Annotated in this window: 16 protein-coding genes and 1 pseudogene; 6 read left to right on the top strand and 11 right to left on the bottom strand. The window is 72.6% G+C overall.

The window, feature by feature from the left end; translation table 11 throughout:
• Nucleotides 1-197: 197 nt before the first annotated feature.
• A pseudogene (locus ACZ6J5_RS08035) lies at nucleotides 198-1,022 on the bottom strand (transporter).
• A 313-nt stretch (nucleotides 1,023-1,335) separates the two neighbouring features.
• Here ACZ6J5_RS08035 and ACZ6J5_RS08030 point away from each other — a divergent pair.
• Nucleotides 1,336-1,503, top strand: a complete 168-nt coding sequence (locus tag ACZ6J5_RS08030; RefSeq protein ID WP_469388897.1) for a hypothetical protein — start codon at nucleotides 1,336-1,338, stop codon at nucleotides 1,501-1,503.
• A gap of 1,804 nt (nucleotides 1,504-3,307) precedes the next feature.
• Here ACZ6J5_RS08030 and ACZ6J5_RS08025 read toward each other — a convergent pair.
• The 6 genes from ACZ6J5_RS08025 to ACZ6J5_RS08000 form a co-directional block, all read right to left on the bottom strand.
• A complete protein-coding gene (locus tag ACZ6J5_RS08025) occupies nucleotides 3,308-4,327 on the bottom strand; it encodes a ferritin family protein (RefSeq protein ID WP_469388896.1) in 1,020 nt (339 codons plus the stop codon).
• Between the two features lies 1 nt (nucleotide 4,328).
• The gene (locus tag ACZ6J5_RS08020) at nucleotides 4,329-4,688 is read right to left on the bottom strand and encodes an MmoB/DmpM family protein (RefSeq protein ID WP_469388894.1); all 360 of its coding nucleotides are present in this window, start codon (nucleotides 4,686-4,688) and stop codon (nucleotides 4,329-4,331) included.
• Nucleotides 4,688-5,044, bottom strand: coding sequence for a Rieske 2Fe-2S domain-containing protein (locus ACZ6J5_RS08015; protein ID WP_469388893.1), 357 nt, complete (start codon nucleotides 5,042-5,044; stop codon nucleotides 4,688-4,690). The genes ACZ6J5_RS08020 and ACZ6J5_RS08015 overlap by 1 nt, the downstream gene beginning before the upstream one ends.
• Nucleotides 5,041-5,286: a toluene-4-monooxygenase system B family protein gene (locus ACZ6J5_RS08010; protein ID WP_469388892.1), complete on the bottom strand. Its 246-nt coding sequence runs from the start codon at nucleotides 5,284-5,286 to the stop codon at nucleotides 5,041-5,043. Before ACZ6J5_RS08010 ends, ACZ6J5_RS08015 begins: the two co-directional genes overlap by 4 nt.
• 1 nt (nucleotide 5,287) lies before the next feature.
• Nucleotides 5,288-6,778, bottom strand: coding sequence for a YHS domain-containing protein (locus ACZ6J5_RS08005; RefSeq protein ID WP_469388891.1), 1,491 nt, complete (start codon nucleotides 6,776-6,778; stop codon nucleotides 5,288-5,290).
• Nucleotides 6,779-6,964: 186 nt separating this feature from the next.
• Entirely contained in the window at nucleotides 6,965-8,188 is a 1,224-nt protein-coding gene (locus ACZ6J5_RS08000; RefSeq protein ID WP_469388890.1) for a glycosyltransferase, read from the bottom strand.
• 143 nt (nucleotides 8,189-8,331) lie between these two features.
• Here ACZ6J5_RS08000 and ACZ6J5_RS07995 point away from each other — a divergent pair, with 143 nt between their 5' ends.
• Nucleotides 8,332-9,174 (top strand): PP2C family protein-serine/threonine phosphatase, encoded by an 843-nt coding sequence (locus ACZ6J5_RS07995; protein ID WP_469388889.1) that lies wholly within the window; start codon nucleotides 8,332-8,334, stop codon nucleotides 9,172-9,174.
• A gap of 147 nt (nucleotides 9,175-9,321) precedes the next feature.
• Entirely contained in the window at nucleotides 9,322-10,341 is a 1,020-nt protein-coding gene (locus ACZ6J5_RS07990) for an MASE1 domain-containing protein (protein WP_469388888.1), read from the top strand.
• Between the two features lie 43 nt (nucleotides 10,342-10,384).
• On the opposite strand, the gene ACZ6J5_RS07985 is transcribed toward ACZ6J5_RS07990, so the two are convergent.
• On the bottom strand, nucleotides 10,385-11,350 hold the full coding sequence (locus ACZ6J5_RS07985) for a LysR family transcriptional regulator (RefSeq protein ID WP_469388887.1): 966 nt from the start codon (nucleotides 11,348-11,350) through the stop codon (nucleotides 10,385-10,387).
• A 160-nt stretch (nucleotides 11,351-11,510) separates the two neighbouring features.
• Here ACZ6J5_RS07985 and ACZ6J5_RS07980 point away from each other — a divergent pair, with 160 nt between their 5' ends.
• The 3 genes from ACZ6J5_RS07980 (at nucleotide 11,511) to ACZ6J5_RS07970 (ending at nucleotide 13,906) form a co-directional block, all read left to right on the top strand.
• Nucleotides 11,511-12,017 (top strand): hypothetical protein, encoded by a 507-nt coding sequence (locus ACZ6J5_RS07980; protein ID WP_469388886.1) that lies wholly within the window; start codon nucleotides 11,511-11,513, stop codon nucleotides 12,015-12,017.
• A gap of 162 nt (nucleotides 12,018-12,179) precedes the next feature.
• Complete coding sequence (locus ACZ6J5_RS07975; RefSeq protein ID WP_469388884.1) at nucleotides 12,180-13,406, top strand: hypothetical protein; 1,227 nt, start codon at nucleotides 12,180-12,182, stop codon at nucleotides 13,404-13,406.
• A gap of 2 nt (nucleotides 13,407-13,408) precedes the next feature.
• Entirely contained in the window at nucleotides 13,409-13,906 is a 498-nt protein-coding gene (locus ACZ6J5_RS07970) for a hypothetical protein (protein ID WP_469388883.1), read from the top strand.
• Here the strand turns inward: ACZ6J5_RS07970 and ACZ6J5_RS07965 are convergent.
• The 3 genes from ACZ6J5_RS07965 to ACZ6J5_RS07955 all read right to left on the bottom strand — a co-directional run bounded on the left by ACZ6J5_RS07965 (nucleotide 13,893) and on the right by ACZ6J5_RS07955 (nucleotide 17,587).
• Nucleotides 13,893-15,989, bottom strand: coding sequence for an MMPL family transporter (locus tag ACZ6J5_RS07965; protein ID WP_469388882.1), 2,097 nt, complete (start codon nucleotides 15,987-15,989; stop codon nucleotides 13,893-13,895). The two genes, ACZ6J5_RS07970 and ACZ6J5_RS07965, sit on opposite strands and share 14 nt — an antisense overlap.
• A 99-nt stretch (nucleotides 15,990-16,088) precedes the next feature.
• Nucleotides 16,089-16,649 carry a hypothetical protein gene (locus ACZ6J5_RS07960; protein ID WP_469388881.1) on the bottom strand — a complete coding sequence of 187 codons (561 nt, stop codon included), beginning with the start codon at nucleotides 16,647-16,649 and terminating at the stop codon, nucleotides 16,089-16,091.
• Nucleotides 16,646-17,587, bottom strand: a complete 942-nt coding sequence (locus ACZ6J5_RS07955; RefSeq protein ID WP_469388880.1) for a DUF6286 domain-containing protein — start codon at nucleotides 17,585-17,587, stop codon at nucleotides 16,646-16,648. The genes ACZ6J5_RS07960 and ACZ6J5_RS07955 overlap by 4 nt, the downstream gene beginning before the upstream one ends.
• Nucleotides 17,588-17,592: the final 5 nt, after the last annotated feature.

The following is a 17,592-nucleotide window of genomic DNA, read 5'->3' as shown; positions in this document are numbered from 1 at the left end:
GCCTCGGCACGGGCGGCAATATAGGCGGGGATCCCCGGTTTCCGAAACCGGGGATCCTGCGGAGGATGGACGACACCACCGCCACTCCCCCGCCCCTGCGTCGAAAGGCACCTCCAGCACCGAGATCCCCTCCCAGCCGAGCGCTACGCCGAGGCGTACGACAGCCGGAACAGCTCCAGCGCCCGCTCCACGTCCTTCTAGGAGCGCAGCTGGACCTCCAGGTCGCCCGTTCCGTGATGGCCCAGCCCCGTCACGTCCCGGGTGAAGCCCGGCACGAGCTCGACCGTGGCCGGCACCACCTTGAGGTACACCAGCAGCTTGTACTGCCGTCCGGTGACGCAGGCGAAGTTCCGCAGCCGCTGGTAGGCGTCGTACTGCTTGCGCTTGACCTTCGTCACCTCGCCCAGCCCCCTCAGCGCCTCGTCGAGCACGGCCGCCAGATCCGTCATGGCGTCGGTCCGCCGGTGCGGTGACGTGCCCTGCCCGCCGCGCAGGCTCCGCCGCTGCGCCCCGCCGCCCTGGGGAGCGACCTATGCGACCGTCTCCAGGGCGATGTGGTGCTCACCCAGCATCGAGTAGCGGACGAGGTCGATTGACCGCCGGTGCTCGCGCACCGCGAGCAGGTCGTAGCGCGTGAAGCAGCCGGCCAAGCAGATCAGCCGGGGCGTGCTCCACAGGACACCGGCAGCTGCCGCCGGCCCGAGCTTCCCACGGACCGGGGCCTGGAACTCCTCCCGGTGATCCATCAGCCAGGCCACGTAGAACAGACCCTGCGACAGCACGCCAGGGTCGGTCGCCCGCTTGTACTCGACGATCACGGGCGAGCCGTTCTCGTCCAGCCCGAGCGAGGCGACGCCCTCGCCGTGCACGGGGCCGGTGCTGTACTCGGTCGCCAGGAAGCGGACCCCGAGCATGGGCTCCATCGCGCTCTCGACGAGCGCCTGCACAACGGCCTCAGCCTCAGCCAGCCACGGCGTGACCTCGGTCACGCCGTTCGTCGTGTCGAACAGTTTCAGGTCCATCCACCCCCCCACTCGGCGATACCGAGCGGCAGCACCACGCGAGGCCGGGATCATTTCCCGAAGGACTCCCCAGATCCACAGGATCGGACTAGACCGGCATGTAGCCCAAGTGGGGCATCTAGACCTCCTGGGACATGCTTGAGACCGCGTGCTTGACGAACCGTCAGATAGGCCGCTGACCTGCGGTACACGTGAGAACAGCCAACGGCCTCCGGAGCCGGTGCACTTCAAGCCTGCGGCAGCGCCTTTCTCCGCTCGGCCCCGTCCTTTACGCCCGTGCGCGGTTTTCTCACGAAGGACCTCTCCCCTCTCGTTGCCGGCGGACTGGCTGCCCGTCCCGGCGGACCAGTGCAAGTACGCGGGCGACTGCATAGAGGACAAGCTGCGCTGGGATCTCACAGCGGACCCCGCCGGGATCAACGCCTTAACCGGTCTCGCCGAGGCGCCCAACGCCCGGATCAACTACGAGCAGGCCGCCTGACCACGGCTCCTTCCAGAGTGCGGCCAGGCCTTCGGGCTCCCGTCCTGTCGGATGCCGTACACCGTCGGCACGACGCTGCGGGTCCAAGGGCTCGTGGCGAGGCGTTGTTCGAGCGGGGTTGGGTGACCTGATCAGGCATTCGGCGGAGCGTTGCCTGCAGAGATCGTCCTGGCGCGGGGCAGTAGGCCTATAGAGAAGGGCATGGATGTCTCAGTCCGACCCGCGAGCGCACCTCTGGACGGGCCGCAGTGGGAGGCGGTCCAGGCGGATGTCCTGGACGGGCTGAACATGGAGGATCCGGTCAAGCAGCAATTGTCCGGGCGGGTGCGGGCGCTGGACGCGGCCTGGCAGCTGATGACCCAGCGACCGAGGTCACCGGCGACCCCGACGGCGCGATGCCCGCCGAGGTCCGTGTCGTCGCCGTCAACCTCACCGTCCGCACCAGCCGCCGCTTGACGCCCCCATCGTGCCGTTCCCGCCCGGCGGGCAGCTCCGCGCCCTGGCCGCCGAGCGGACCTCCAAGGAGAAGGTCAGGGATGCCGCCCGCCAGCCTCTTCGAGTGGGAACCGACAGCGCTGTGTCCACATTGCCGGTTTCGGTGAAGGTGGTTCAGGATGCCTGCACGGTGAGGTAAAACTGCTGCTCAGCAAGGCTGCTCCCCGCACGCGCGGGGATGGTCCCTCGCTCGGGAACACAAATGTCCCAGGTGGAGGCTGCTCCCCGCACGAGCGGGGCGTTGCGTGGTCGGACGCAGAACCCGGAGGTGGCCCCCATGCGAGCGATGACGAGTCGGCGACGTGGATGACCGACTACCCGAACGGTGACTCTCCCAGCGGACTTGTCGGCCCTGGCCCTTAGGTGTGCAGCGACGACCTGCACGGCAGCCAGACGTGAAGAGACCGATGAGGGCCAGCACTACACTCGCCCGCTACGACGATCAAGCGGCGGTACCGCCTACGCCTGCTGCCGGCCGAAAGAGGCTGACCACTCTGGGCGATAACAACCTTCGGAGCTGGAGCCCCCCCCTGACGCCCCAGACACCCTCCACTCCCGGACCAGCACTTACCTTCCCGTGCTGGTCCGGTGCTGGTTCTCCCGCCCCGTCGGCAAAAACCTGCAGGTCCTAGCGATGGTCCAGTGAGTTGTCGTACAACGTCCCCAAGGCCGCGTTCTCGCCCGACGCCCACTGCTGGTGGAACACCCGAGCAGCCGGGCGGCTCCCCACCTCCTGCCCATCGGACGCGCAGACGCCGCCTCCGCACAACAACAGGCACAGCGCGCCCAGGGACCTTGGCGGTAAGACGTCCCTCGGGCCCAGCCGGCGAGCGCAGCAGACGTCTCGCACATGGATGACTCCCAGAACTTCCCATCCCACGCCAGCTTCTCCGCCGGGGACCAGCAGGACCAAGATCCGGACCAATTCCGGACCAGCCTACACCTAAGGGCCACACCAGCCCTCGTTTTCCCTGGTCAGCATGGGTACAGCTGCTGTACCACCAGGAGACCAAGAACGTCCTGCAGAGCTTCTCCCCGAAGAAGCTCGGCTTCTTCTAGGAGCCGGAACAGCGGCGCCTGAGCGGGGCTTCGGCCCGTCAGGCGCCGCTGGTGCGACCACTCCTCCGTGGACGGCTTGCGTCACATGGTGAACTCCCGTATCACCGTGCCCCGGAACACCGCCTGTCCGCCCAGCGTGGAGAGTGCCAGGCCCGTGTCGACCAGGTAGGGGAACGCCTCCATCGAGTGGGTGTGGCGGCTGCCGTCGTGACCGGCGGGGCGGCGTGCGCCAGGTCGCGGCGACCCCGGGTCAGGACGGTGGCAGGAGGCCGCCGTCCCTGTGCAGTGCGGTCAGTCCGTCGCCGACGGCGGTGCGGACCTCCTCGAGAGGAACGGGGACGGGCGCCTCGGCGAAGAGGGCGGCCAGCGCCGCTGTGCCCTGCTCCATGTCCGGCCGTCGGGCGTCCGTCCAGCCCCGCAGCAGCTCCGCGTGGCCGGGGCATTGTTCCAGGGCGTAGCGGACGAGGGCGCGGGTCCAGTCACGGCTGCGGCGGCCGTCGTGCGCGAACTCGGTGCACAGGTCGGCGAGAAAGACGTCGCCGTTGTCCCGGGCCAGTCCGGCGAGCGACTCGTCGACCAGGACGTCGAGCGCCGGTTTGACGACGAGGTTGAGCGCGGTGAAGGCCTCGCCCCAGTCCCGTACGGTCAGGAGTTCCTCCAGGGCGCGGCGCAGCGGCTGCCAGGCGGGGTCCTCCTCCCACGCCGAGCGGGCCGTGGCGGTCGCGGCCAGGTCGTCGTCGTGCGCGTCCGCCAGGGCTCTGGTCCAGTAGGCCAGGCGTTGGATCCGGCGGGCCTCGTCGGCGGCCTGGAAGGCGGCGCAGTTGGTGATGAACGCGGACGGCGCCATGTGGGCCGTGTACGAGGCGGTCATCTGGAGCACGTGCAGGGGGAAGCGCAGTGGGACGACGAGCCGGCGCAGCAGCGTCACCCAGGCGGGGTCCAGCGTGTGCAGGGCGCGTGCCGCCTCGTGCTCGTCGATCAGGAGGTCGGTGTGGACCTCCCGCTCGTGCTGCAGCGTGACGTAGTCCTTGTAGGTCAGCCGGTGCGGGTCACGGAAGCCCTCCCAGTCGGGCACCTGGAAGGCGGAGCCCTCCCGGTGGGCCAGATACCACTGGTTGAGGGGCGCGCCCCGGTCGAGTTCGAAAGGGGCGGGCTCGCGCCGGAAGGTGTACTGGAACCGGGCGGTGACCGCCTCGTACGGGCTGGGCTTGCGCCGGACGTCGCCGAGAAGGCTCCAGGTGCGTGCCCTGGGGCGTGGTGAGTGCGTCACGTCAGTCCTCCTGCCTCGCCAGATACCAGACGATCTCGTCATCGGTGATGCGCATCCGCCCGGCGAAGGCGCCCAGTGCGGGTTCCAGCCGGGACAGCGGGAAGTCGTGCCCCAGCTCCGACTCCAGGCCCGCCCGGGTGAGCCGGCAGCGGCCGACGGTGTGGACCCGGATGTACCCGCCCCGGTCGGCCACGTGGACCTCCTGCCCGGGGTTGTCCGCCTCCACGGCGGCGATGACGGCCTGGGCCAGGTCGGCGTCCATGCCTCGGAGCACCGGGCCGACGAGCCTCGGCGGCGGGTCGTCCGCGGCCGCTCGGTCCTCGGTCCGCGCCGCTTCGCGGCCTGTCCGGTCGGCGTGCATCAGCCGGTTCCCTTCTGGGCGTCGCTCCGCGCGGGAAGGGCGATGTCCACCGATCCCTCCCGCACCCGGACCGTGTACGCGGTCAGCAGACAGCTGCTCGGGTTGATGCCGCCGCCGGTGGCCGCGTCGAACTCCCACAGGTGCCCGGAGCAGGTCAGGACACCCGTGTCCACGTCGAAGTCCGCGTCGGCCAGCGGGAGCCCCTGGTGCGGGCACCGCCCCTGGTACGCCTTGACCGCTCCGCCCGCGAGGCGCACGAGAAGGACCGGGCGGCCCGCCACCTCGACACCCAGGAGGTCGCCCTCCCAGAGGTCCTCGTCGGCGGCGGCCCGCGTCCAGCGGACGTCCGCGCTCATGGGTACGCCACCCGGAGCACGTCCATCGGCCCGACCGCGCAGGCGCCGAGGGAGAGGCGCGGATCGAGCACGTGCCCCTGGTGGGAGACGGTCAGCGGCTGCTCCCGCACGGGGACGAAGGCGCCCATGATCTGGTCGGTGATCTTCTGTGCGGCCTCTTCGACCGAGTCGGTGTCGTCCAGCAGCACGAGCCGGAGGAACAGTTCACGGTCGACGGCCACCTGGACGGGGAGAGCGGCCATCTCACGGTTCCTTCCGGTCGAGGATCCACGCGTAGCCGACGGAGTCGTCGCCGTACTCCTCGGGAGCCAGTCCCATGTAGGCCAGGGCCCCCTCCAGGGTGGCGGGCTGGACGTCGCCGGCCACGAACCGTGCCGTGAAGTCGACGTGTCCCGCGTACCGTTCGGGCCGCAGCGAGAAGATCCACCGGCAGGGCGCGGAGCAGAAGAAGTAGCGCCGCCCGGCGTGTTCCCGGGTGAGGGGTTCGGGGGAGTCCAGTGTGCCCGCGCGGTGGCCCGACGGGTTCGTGAGCGGGAGGTTGCACAGGTGGCACAAGGCGGGCAGAGCCGTGGGGATCTCCCGGCCTTCCCGCAGGCAGTCGGCGAGCTGGTCCCACATGGGACCGTAGTTCTCGCCCCACCCGGGATACTTCTCCTCCAGCCAGGCGCGCTCCGGCGCGGACACGCCCGCGTGCGGGTTCCACCACATGGTGGCCCGCAGGTACCACACGCCGATCTGCACGGTGTGGTGGTACCAGTCCAGTTCGGGCAGGAAGTGGTCGTTCCAGTACCAGGGCAGCTCCAGCCCCAGATCGTGGAACTGCTCGCGGAACTGCTTGACGATCCACTCGTTCATGAATTCCTTGAACGACTGGCTCCGGTGTTCCAGCGGCGTGTAGTAGTCCATCGACATGCCCGTGAGCAGCGCGAAGATCCGCCACACCCGCCAGAACGCCACGTCGACGAGTTCCTGGACAACGTCCTTGCGGCCCGCGTCGAGCAGCACCTTGATCGTCGGTTCGCCCTGCTGGGCATGACGTGCCTCGTCCGTCTGGATGGACGAGATCAGCGCGGCGAACTCCAGGTCCCCGACCTCCAGGGCCTCCGCCGCCATCCCCAGGAACTGGAGGTTGGAGAACCCGGTCTCCAGCGCGAAGGTGAGCTGGATCGCCGTGGAGACCGCGTCGTTGCCGCCGAAGGTGTCGTCGAAGGCCGACCGGGCGGCGATCGCCCCCCAGTGCTGGGTGTGAAAGGTCCGGTGCGCCCAGTCGGCGCGCGGTTCCCTGCCCAGCAGGCTGTACGCGAAGTACGCCTGGATCTGCGCGTGCCGGATCTCGTCGAGCATGCCGAAGACGGCCATGTTCCGCCACGCCGCCGATCTCCCGAACCGTGCCATCCGGCCTTCGGCGATCGCCCCCAGGTACTCCGTCAGCGGCGTCACGCCGTAGTGCGCCAGTACCGCCGCCCGCCATCCCGGATCGAGGCGTTCGTAGACGTGCGAGCGCGCGGCCACCTGGTTCACCGCGTAGACCGCCGCGTCTTTGCCCGCCTGGTTGTGCACGTACTCGGGATAGGTGATCTTGTACGGTTCGTCCCATTCCCACCACGCCTCGGCGGGCACACCACGCGTGTCGCTGACTTCCTGGGGGAACGCCTGGTCCTCTTCCACGTACGACAGCGTCCAGTTCATGTCCCGGGTGAGGTCGTACCAGGCGGAGCGGGGAAGGGCAGGCATGGGCCACTCCTTCGATGCCGTTCTCGTATGCGCCGGGCACCCACTGTCGAGGACGGAGCACCGTTCGGGAACTGTTCGAGGACCCTTCTTCGGGGCACGGCGGAAATCGGCGCGTACCACCGGAAACACCCCAGTGCGCCCTGGTCGCCGGCCCGGGGCTCTGCTAGGGCCTGTCCGGCGGGAGGGTCAGGAGCCCAGGCGGTCGAGCGCCGCGAGCACCGGCGCGACACCGTCCTCCTTGGCCAGGCGGTCGGCCAGCGCCTGGGAGCGGGCGCGGTAGGAGCCGTCCTCCGTAGCCTGGCGCAGCGCCGTGGCCAAGGCCCCGGAGGTCAGGCGGCGCAGCGGCACCACTCCCGGAGCGGTGCCCAGCGCGGTCAGCCGGGACGACCAGAACGCCGCGTCGAACTGGACCGGAACCGGAACGGACGGCACTCCCGACCGCAGGACCGCGCCGGTCGTACCCGCCCCGGCGTGATGGACGACGGCGGCCGTCCGGGGGAAGAGCGAGGCGTGCGGCACCTCGTCGACGGTCAGGATGTCGTCGCCTCCGGCCGCCAGGCCCGCCCAGCCCCGCTGTACGATCCCGCGCACCCCGGCCGCGCGCAGGGCGGTGACGACCTCGCGGCTCACCCGCTTGGGATCGGGCACCGTCGCGCTGCCCAGGCCGACGAAGACCGGTCGGGGCCCGGCCGCGAGGAAGTCCTCCACCTCCCGGGACAGCCGCCCGGTCTCGTACGGCCACCAGTACCCGCACACCTCCAGCGCGGCGGGCCAGTCGCGGGGACGGGGGACGACGAGCGCGCTGTAGCCGTGCAGCACCGTCCGCGGCGGCAGCCCCCGGGAGCGGCCCGCGGGCACGAGCCCGTACCGCCGCAGCGACCGCACCGCGTCGGAGAAGAGCAGGTCCACCGACGTCAGCACGGCCCGTCCGCTCAGCCGGTTCCCCACCGCTCCGAGGGACCGCGTCCCGAGGACCGGGGCGGGAAACTCACCCGTCGGATGCAGGGGCTGGAGGTGCAGTCCCAGGGCGGGGACCGACAGGGCGTCGGCGATGGCGTACCCGAGCGGCCCCAGTGACCCGCCCACCAGCAGGACGTCGCCCTCCCGTGCCGCCTCGACCAGGATCCCCGTCATCTCGTCGACGGCTCCCCGTGCCATGGCCGCCAGCCGTACGAGCTTTCCCACACCGGTCCGCGCGTCGTGCAGCCGCCGGCCCCGCGCGGAGCGCAGTTCGGCACGGGGGTCCACCGGCAGGGACCGGAACCGCACCCCCGACCCCGCCACCAGCGGCTCGAACATCCCGTGCGCGGCCAGCGTCACCTCGTGCCCCGCCCGTACCAGCCCGGCGCCCAGCCCCGTGTAGGGGGCGACGTCACCCCGCGATCCCGCCGTCATCATCACGATGCGCACGCCGACAGTGTGCCGCACCCGGACTCCCCACGCGTCCTCCGCCGATGAGATGCGGACGCCGTCCTCTCCGGGCAGAGTGGGAGGGACCTGTTCGTACCGAGGTGGTCCCGTGTGGTCCCGCGTTCGTGACGTCGGAGTGATCGATGTTCCGCAGACGGCCGGCCGACAACAGCGAGGACCTTCTGGTCCGGCTCGGGTCGCTGACCGCCAGGGCGCGGGAGCTGGCCGAGACGCAGCGTTCCCGTGTCGAGCTCGCCGTGGCCCTCCAGCGCGGCATGCTGCCCTCCGACCTGCCCCGTTTTCCGGGCGCCCGGCTGGCCGTCCGCTACGAGCCCGCCAACCACGGCCTCAACGTCGGCGGCGACTGGTACGACGCCTTCTCCCTGCCCGGCGGGCGGATCGGCATGTCCATCGGCGACGTGCAGGGACACAACATCGAGGCGGCCGCCTTCATGGGACAGGTCCGCGTGGCCCTGCGCGCGCTGGCCTCCGTCACCGGAGACCCGGGCGAGCTGCTCGGGCGCACCAACGACCTGCTCGTCTCCCTGGGCGCCGACCTCTTCGCCACCTGCACCTTCCTGCGGCTCGATCCCGCCGCCGGCACCCTGGAGTGCGCCCGGGCCGGTCACATCCCCCACATCTGGGCCACCACCGACGGCCGCTCCGGCATCGACGACAGCGAGGGCGGGCCTCCGCTCGGTGTGCTGCGCGGCGTCGACTACCCGGCCACGCGGCACCGGCTCACCACCGACGGGGTCTTCGTCCTGCTGACCGACGGGGTGGTGGAGGGGCCCTCGCTCCACATCGACGAGGGCCTGGAGCGGGTGACGAGGCTCGCCGGGATCACCGCCGTCGCCGGGCTGGACGTCGACGCGCTCGCCACCGCCGTGATGAAGCTGGCGGCCACCGTGGGGCACGAGGACGACGCGGCCGTCCTGGTCGTCGGCCACGACGGCGTCCCGGCGCGGCCGGCGGCCGGGGAGTGAGGAGGGGAACGGCTCGCCTAGGGCCGGGCGGTCCTCGGGCCGGCTGTCCTCGGGCCGGCTGTCCTCGGGCCGCGTCCGGCCCGGGCCGGACTGCCGTGGCCGACACGCAGGGGCCTTGCCCGGTCGTGGCGGCCCGGCCGGTGTCTGATGGCTGACGTGTTGGATACTCGGCAGTTCCGGTTCTCCGCGGAGACGGCCCTGATGTCGCTGGCGGTCGCGGTGTGCTACTTCGCGGCCGGACGGCTCGGCCTGATGGGACGCCTCGTCGTCGAAGGCGTGGTGGTCACCCCCGTCTGGCCCCCCACCGGCGTCGCCGTCGCCGCCCTGCTGCTGCTCGGCGCGCGGGTCTGGCCCGGGATCGCCCTCGGGTCCTTCCTCGTCATCGCCTCCCTCACCACGCCGGGGCCCACCACCGTGGTCACCGTGGTCAGCAACACCCTCGCGCCGCTCTGCGCCTTCCTGCTGCTGCGGCGGGCCGGCTTCCGGCGCGACATGGCGCGGCTGCGGGACGGGCTCTCCCTGGTGTTCCTCGGCGGGTTCGGCGCCATGACGATCAGCGCGACCGCGGGGGTCGGGCTCCAGGTGGCGAAGAGCTCCCTGGACGCGAGCGAGTTCTGGCCCGTCTGGCTGGCCTGGTGGGTGGGCGACACGATGGGGGTGCTGCTCGTCGCCCCGCTCGTGCTCGTCCTCGCGGGTCCGGCCGGGCGGCTCCGGATGCGGCGCTGGAAGGAGGCGGTCTTCCTGGGGCTGACGACCTTGGTCCTCATGCCCGTGGTCGTGCTCAGCCCGATGAGCATGCTCTTCCTCGTCTTCCCCCTGCTGATCTGGGCGGCACTCCGCTTCCAGCTCGCCGGAAGCATGCTGTGCGCGCTCTTCGCCTCCGTGCTCGCCACCTCGGCGGCGACCTCCGGGCGGGGCGCGTTCGTCCACCTCTCGGACGTCGAGATCATGGCGAAGCTCCAGGCGTTCAACGGTTCCGCCGCGCTGACCGCCCTGCTTCTCGCCTCGGTCATCACCGAGCAGCGTGCGACCCGCCGGTCGGTGCGGCGCGCCTGCCAGGAACTGGCCGAGGTCCTGGAGCACCTCGCGGCGGGCGAGCCCTCACCGGCTCCGCCCGGCACCGCCGAGAGCCGGGCGGCCCCACCCGGCGGACACGGGAACCCGTGATCCCCGCGTCCCCACGTCCCCACGTCCCCACGTCCCCACGTCCCTACGTCCCCGTGTCCGCAGTCCTCGCGGCCACGTGTGCGGCAGCCGCCGCCACCGCCTCGACGAGCGGTTCCGCTCGGTTCTCCCGCAGCCAGGCGAGGCCCGCCGTCGACGGGGGCAGGTCCGTGACCTCGACGTAGCGGATGCCGGGGCGCGGGAACAGCTCGCGTGCGGCGGCCGGCAGGAAGCACATGCCCTTGCCCTGGGCCACGAGGTGCAGCAGGCCCTCCAGGTCCGAGGCGACGGGTCCGTAGCGCACCGGGGTGCCATCGGGACGCGGGTCGGCGGCCCAGAAGTCCCACCAGAGCCGCGGCACCTGCGGCGGGACGTCGATCACCGGGTGGCGGGCCAGCTCGGCGAGGGGGATCCGGTCGCGGTCCGCGAGCGGGTCGCTCGCGGGGAGGCAGGCCAGCCGGGGTTCCGTGGCCAGGTGCCGCACCTCCACGCCGGGCGGCACCGGTGGGCGGAGGAAGGCGACGTCGACGTCATGGCGGAACAGGGCGTCGAAGTGGTCGGCGAAGTGGAGGCTGCGCACGTCGACCTCGACCAGCGGGTGCCGTTCGTGGAGCAGACGCAGCACGGCGCGCGTATAGGGCATCGCCGCCTCCGCGCCGATGGTGCCGACGACGAGCCGGCCGGAGAGACGGCGCGCCTGCGTCGAGGCGCTGCGGCTCAGCCGGTCCATGGCCGCCACCACTCCGCGCGCGTCCGCCAGCAGCACGCGGCCCTGCGGGGTGAGCGTCACGGCCCGGCTCGAACGGTCGAACAGCTTGACCCCGAGGCGTCTTTCCAGGTCTCTGATCTGCTGGCTCAGGGCCGACTGCGTGATGAACAGCCGGGCGGCGGCGCGCGAGAAGTGGAGTTCCTCCGCGAGGGCGACGAACAGGCGGAGTTGATGGGCGCTCGGCGTCCGGGGGTCGGGGCCTGTCGGCACGGCGCCTCCGGCGGCCGTTTCGCCAGCAACCATGATGAATCCCTTATCGATCGTCTTTCATGTCGCATGGCCACATGCGATGACATGGACAGAGGGCGGGTGGAAGGCTCGGTGCTCAAGCGACGCCCCGCGCGACCGCCTCGGTTCCGCAGGGCCGTCCGACCATCGTTTTCTCGACAACGGGGGCCGAAACATGTCTATGAGACGAGCGGTGGCGATGCTCGCCGCCCTCCTGGCCGTGCTGTTCTGCGCCGGCGCCGTTCAGGCGTCGTCGCCCCAGGCCGGTACGAGCGCCCGGGCGGCGGCGACGGTGAGTGCGCCGTCCGCGGCCGCCGCCGCGCCCCTGGCGGCCCGGGCCTCGTGCACCGCACGCGTCGTCAGCCACTACGACGCGTACACGGGGCGCACCTGGACGCGTGACTGGGTGTGCGGCAACCGCGCCGGCGCTCCGCTGTACGGCTGCGCCTCCTTCATCGCCGCCTGCTCGGCGATCGGCTGGATCGACACGTCGCCGAGCTGGTTCGTGTGCTGGGGCAGGGGCGCGTCGCACAGCGGCGGCAACAACATCTGGTACTACACCATGGGTGACCGCATCGCTCCCGGTCGCGAGCGCCAGCACGGGTGGGGCTTCATCCCCGCCGTCGACGTGTGGACGTCGACCGATCCCTGGCCCGGCATGACGGAGTGCGACATCCCGTAGACCGCCGGGAACCCCGCGATTCGAGAACCGAGATCCGAGCCCCGGTACCCAGGATTCGAGATCCGAGCCCGGAGATCCGAGCCCAGAGATCCGGGATCCGGGATCCGGGATCCGGGATCCGGGCAGCCCGCTCCCACCCAGCAAGCGAGGACCCCTCACCCCATGATCCGCATCGCCATGCGCTCCCCCACCAGCCCTCGCCACCCGCCCCGGCGCCTGCTCGCCGCGGCCACGGCCCTCCTCTCCCTCGCCTTCACCGGCGCGGCGCTCCCGCACCCGGCCTCGGCGGCGGAACCGGCGGGTGACTCCGCGCCGGTCACGCCCGCGAGCCCCCAGGTGCCCGCGGGGGTCACGGCGGGCGTGGCCGTGTTCGACCGGCAGACCGGGACGTTCACCGAACAGTTCGCCCCGGCCGCCACGTTCCGGTCCGCGTCGGTCGTCAAGCTCCTGATCGCCCTCGACTTCCTGTGGACCCGCAGCCCCGACGCCCTCCCGGCCGCCGACCGCACCCGGCTGGACGCCATGCTCCGCGGCAGCCAGGACGCCGCCGCCAGCCACTACTGGTCGGCCTACGGCGGCCCGGCGATCGTCGAGCGCATGGTCACGCGGCTCGGGCTCGCCGACACCGCTCCCCCACCGGCGGGCTACGAGGGCTACTGGGGCTACACGGCCATGTCGGCCCGCGACACCGTGACGACCTACCGGTACATCCTGGAGTCCGCTCCGGCGCGGGTCCGCACCTTCGTGATGGAGCGTCTGCGCCAGTCGACGCGGTGCGCGTCGGACTCCTTCGACCAGCATTTCGGCATCGCCGCCGCGTTCGACCGCCCGTGGGCCGTGAAGCAGGGCTGGTCGGGGAGGTACGAGAAGGGCAACTGCGGCCCGACCAGCACCGCGTCCGCCCGCGACGGCGAGGATGACGCGAGCGTCGACCTGAGCCGCCCGGCGCTGCACACGACCGGCACCGTCGGGGCCGGCGACCGTTCGATCGTGGCCGTCCTGACCCTGCACCCGGACGGCACCTCGTATGGGAAGGCGTACACCGACCTCGGCCGGCTGACCCGTTCCCTGAACGTTCCCGGCGGAACGGCGCCGAAGGGGAAGTGGTACGGGACCTGGGGTCAGGACGTCGCCGTCCGGCCGGAACCGGTCGTCGGGGACAAGCCGCTGACCCGGCTCCCGGCCGGCGTGGAGGTGCTGGTGGGCTGCCAGAAGAAGGGGCAGCTCGTCTCCGTCCCGCCGTACACCAACGACTGGTGGGCGTATCTCCCGCAGTACGGGGGCTACGTCTCCAACATCTTCATCAGCCATCCGGACAACCAGTTGCCCGACGTACCGCTGTGCACGAGCCGGAAGACCTCAACCCCGGGAACTCCCGGAAAGGAGTGACGATGTCGCGAACCTGGCGTTCCGCCCTCGGTGCGGCCGGTGCCGTCCTGTGCGTGCTGGTGTCCGCCGTCGCGGCGGGCCCGGCTCAGGCCGCGGCCCCGGCCGGGCCCCGCGCGGGCGGCGGGACCATCATGGTCATGCCGCCGGCGCCCCGGGGCGAAGGCCCCTCCTCGCGTGCCGTGGCGGCCGTGTCGCCGACGGTCTCGCCCTGGGCGGACTTCGTGCACACGTCGTCGGGCAGCCCCGTCACGTGCGCGTCGGGGAACCTCTGCACCGGGGTCTGGGACCCGGCGGTGGGCAAGTACAAGGTCTTCTTCCTCTACCGGTGCGCCCAGTACTCCCTGTCCTACTGGAACGGCGTCGGCCAGGTGGTGAACAACCAGGTCGGCGCCGCCGCGTTCTTCTACGGCCAGAACGGCCAGGTGCGGGACGTGGTGCTGCCGGACCCCACGCCCTTCACGTACGACTGGACGCCCGTGTGGTCCGTCAGGAACTGCTGAGCGGGCGGCCCTCGCGGGCGAGGGCGCTGGGCCACCAGGCGCGGGGGCCCATGTCGATCACCAGGGCGGGGACGAGGAGGGAGCGGACGACCAGGGTGTCGAGGAGGACGCCGAAGGCGACGATGAAGGCGATCTGGACCAGGAAGGCCAGCGGGATCACCATCAGGGCCGCGAAGGTGGCCGCGAGGACCACGCCGGCCGAGGTGATGACCCCGCCGGTCGTGGTCAGTCCGCGCAGCACGCCCTGGCGCGTCCCGTGTGTCAGGGTCTCCTCGCGCACCCGCGTCATGAGGAAGATGTTGTAGTCGACGCCCAGCGCGACGAGGAACACGAATCCGTAGAGCGGTACGGAGGCGTCGGTGCCGCTGAAGCCGAGCAGGTGCTCGAAGACGAGGGCCGACACCCCGAGCGTGGCGAAGAAGTTGAGCGCGACCGTGGCCACCAGGAGGACCGGGACCAGCAGGGAGCGGAGCAGCAGGACCAGGATCAGGAGGATGACGCCGAGGATGACGGGGACGATGACGCCTCGGTCCCGCTCGGCTGTCCGCTGGGTGTCGTACTGCTGGGCCGTGTAGCCGCCGACGAGCGCGTCCGCGCCGGGGAGCGCGTGGAGGCGGTCGCGCAGGCGCTCGACGGTCCGCTTGGCCGCGTCGCTGTCGGCCGGCGCGGACAGCGTGGCGTCGACGCGGACGCGGCCGTCGACGACGAGCGGGGTGCCGGATCCCGGGCGTCCGGTCGCGGTGGCGGGCGCGGCGGACGCGACCCCGTCGGTCTCGGCCGCCGCCCGGGTGACCTCCTCGGTATGACCGGCGTCGGCGATGATCACGGTGGGGTTCCCGGACCCGCCCGGGAAGTGCCGGGCGAGGGTCTGCTGCGCGGCGACGGAGGGGGCGTCGTTCACGAAGATCTCGTCGAGCGGCACGCCCTTGGCGGACAGTCCCGTCGAGAACGCGGCCAGTCCGAGCAGGACGGCGGCGGTGGAGACCCACACCCGGCGGGGCGCGCGGTCGATGAGGGCCGCGGCGCGGCGCCAGATCCGGTGCCCCTCCTCCGCTGTGTCCGAGGGTGTGGGGGCGGCGGGCCAGAAGGCGGCGCGGCCGAGCAGGACGAGCACCGCGGGCAGGAACGTCAGCGTGCTGAGCACCGCGCAGACGATGCCGATGGCGCCGACGGGGCCGAGCGCCCGGTTGTTCGTCAGATCGCTGGCGAGCAGGGCGATCAGGCCGAGGGCGACGGTGGCGGCGCTCGCCACGATCGCCCCCGCCGAGCGGCGCACCGCCGCCAGGGCCGCCGCCGCGAGGTCGTCGCGGGCGGCGAGTTCTTCGCGATGGCGCGCGGCCAGCAGCAGGGCGTAGTCGGTCGCGGCGCCGATGACCAGGATCGACAGGATGCCCTGGACCTGGCCGTCGACCCGGACGATGTCGCGCGCGGCCAGCGCGTAGACCACCGCGCAGGCCAGGCCGAGGGCCAGCACGGCGCTGATGATGATCACCAGGGGCAGCAGCACGCTGCGGTAGACCAGCAGCAGGATGAGCAGGACCGCGCCGAGGGCGACGCCCAGGAGGAGGCCGTCGATCCCGGCGAAGGCCCCGGACAGGTCGGCCTGGCTGGCGGCGGGGCCCGCGATGGCGACCCGGGTGCCGGGGACCGATCCCGCGGCCGTACGGACGTCGTCGAGGACGGACCGCAGTTCGTCACCGAGGCCGGGGGCGAGGGGGACGACGGCCTGGAGCGCCTGCCCGTCCTCGGAGAGGAGCGCGGGCGAGGGCGTCCCCGCGACGCCGGCGTCCCCGGCCAGTCCCGCCACCGCGCGGGTCGCCGCCTGGCGCTGGGCCTCCGTCACGGTGCCGTCGGCGGTGGTCCAGACGACGATCGCGGGCACCGTCGCCGAGGTCTCGAAGGCCTTGCGGGCTTCGAGGACGCGGGTCGACTCGGCGCTGCGCGGCAGGAACGCGGCCTGGTCGTTCGTGGCGACCTCGCCGAGCTTGCCGGCGTACGGGCCCAGGGCGCCGCCGACGCCCAGCCACACCACCAGAAGGGCGATCGGCACCAGCCAACGTACCCACCACGATGCGCTTCTCATGTCAGTCCTCTGGAGACGATGGCACAACAAGTTCGACAGAAAAGTATCTCATTGATTGAGTTACCTCTCTCCCGCCCCCTCGCCGTGCGGGCCGGCGGCTCACTCGACCCGCCCCGCACGAGTGCGCCGCCGTCGCGCCGTCACGCGGATCTCCGCGGCCAGGCCCGCGTCGAGCGCGGCGCGGGCGCGGCGTACGGGTCCGTCGACCACCTCGCGCAGCACCTCCCCCGGCGGCGCGGTCCCCGCCAGCCGGAGCCGCACCCTCGCCCGGAGGCCACCGGCGTGCCCGCGCAGCGTGACTCCGGCCGCGTCGACACCGGGCAGTGCGCGGATGTCCTCGGCGATCGCACGGGCCAGCGCCCGGCGCCGGACGCGGAGCCCCGGTACGGTCGCGATGAGCCGCGACCGGCGCCCGTCGGGCAGTTGGCCGATGCCCCAGAGGAGCGACAGCGCGAGCACGGCCGCGAGCGGCAGGAGGAGGACGGCGGCGGTGGACCGTCCGTACGCCTCCCACAGCTCGGCCGGCCCGGACGGCGGCGACCAGGGCAGGGTCTTCCGGACGGCCGGCCCGCTCCAGAGGAGCAGGGCCCCCGCCGACACCGCCGCGCCGCCGGCCAGCAGGATGAGGAGCCGGTTCACGACGAGCCGGGCGGCGCTCACGCGGCACCCTCCGCGTCCTCGTACGGGCGGCCCCGGCCGGCGCTCGCCGCCGTGACGGACAGCCGGGGAACCCGGACCAGTCCGGCGCGCCCCAGCGCGTCCGAGGCGGCCCGCGCGGCCTCCGCCCGCACCGCGCCCGCCGCACCGGGCGAGGCCGTCCGCACCCGGATCCGTACCCGGCGGCGGCCGGGCCGCACCCGGGCCGAGCCCACCCCCTCGACGCCCAGGACGGCCTGTCGGAGCGTCAGGGCGAGGGCGTCACGGTCCAGGGTGGCGCGCGTGGCGGCGTCGGGCGAGGCCATCGGCAGCCGGCGCCGGTGGCCGGGCGTGACGGCCAGCACCAGCAGGACGAGGCCGAGCAGGACGACCGCCGCGCCGGCCGCCGTCAGGAATCCCGGTGACAGCGGGACCTCACGCCGCCCGCCCCACGGGCCGAGTCCGTCCCGGACCGCCCGCACCAGGAGCGCTCCGGCCGTCGCCGCCCCGACGAGGGAGAGCGCGAGGGCCGGGAGCCGCCGCGCGGACCACGGCCGACGCCCCGCCCGGCGCGGCGGCCCCGCCCGCTCCGCCGGTGCCGCGTCCGGCTCGGGCGCGGCGCCCTCCTGAGGGCCCGGGGACGCGGCCGGGATGGCCGACAGTCCCTCGATGACGACGTCGGCCCGCCTGATGTGCAGACCGGACAGCTCCGACGCCCGGTCGATCACATACCGCCGCACCCGCTCGCCCTGCCCGACCAGATCGGCGGGATAGGCGAGTTCGATGCCCACCCGCACCCGCGCGTACCCCTCCCCCGGCCTCGCGACCGAGGGCTCCCTCGGCGTACCGGCGCCGTCCAGGACCTCCGTCGCCGCCTGCCGGACGATCCGCCGGACCGCGCGATCGGAGACCCGCACGCCGCCGCGCTCGGCGACCGCCGGTCCCGTCAGAGATCTGCTCACTCCAC

The organism is Streptomyces sp. NPDC042100 (assembly GCF_055582325.1).
Note: the sequence above shows the minus strand (reverse complement) of the source record. Positions and strands in the feature narration are given on the sequence as shown.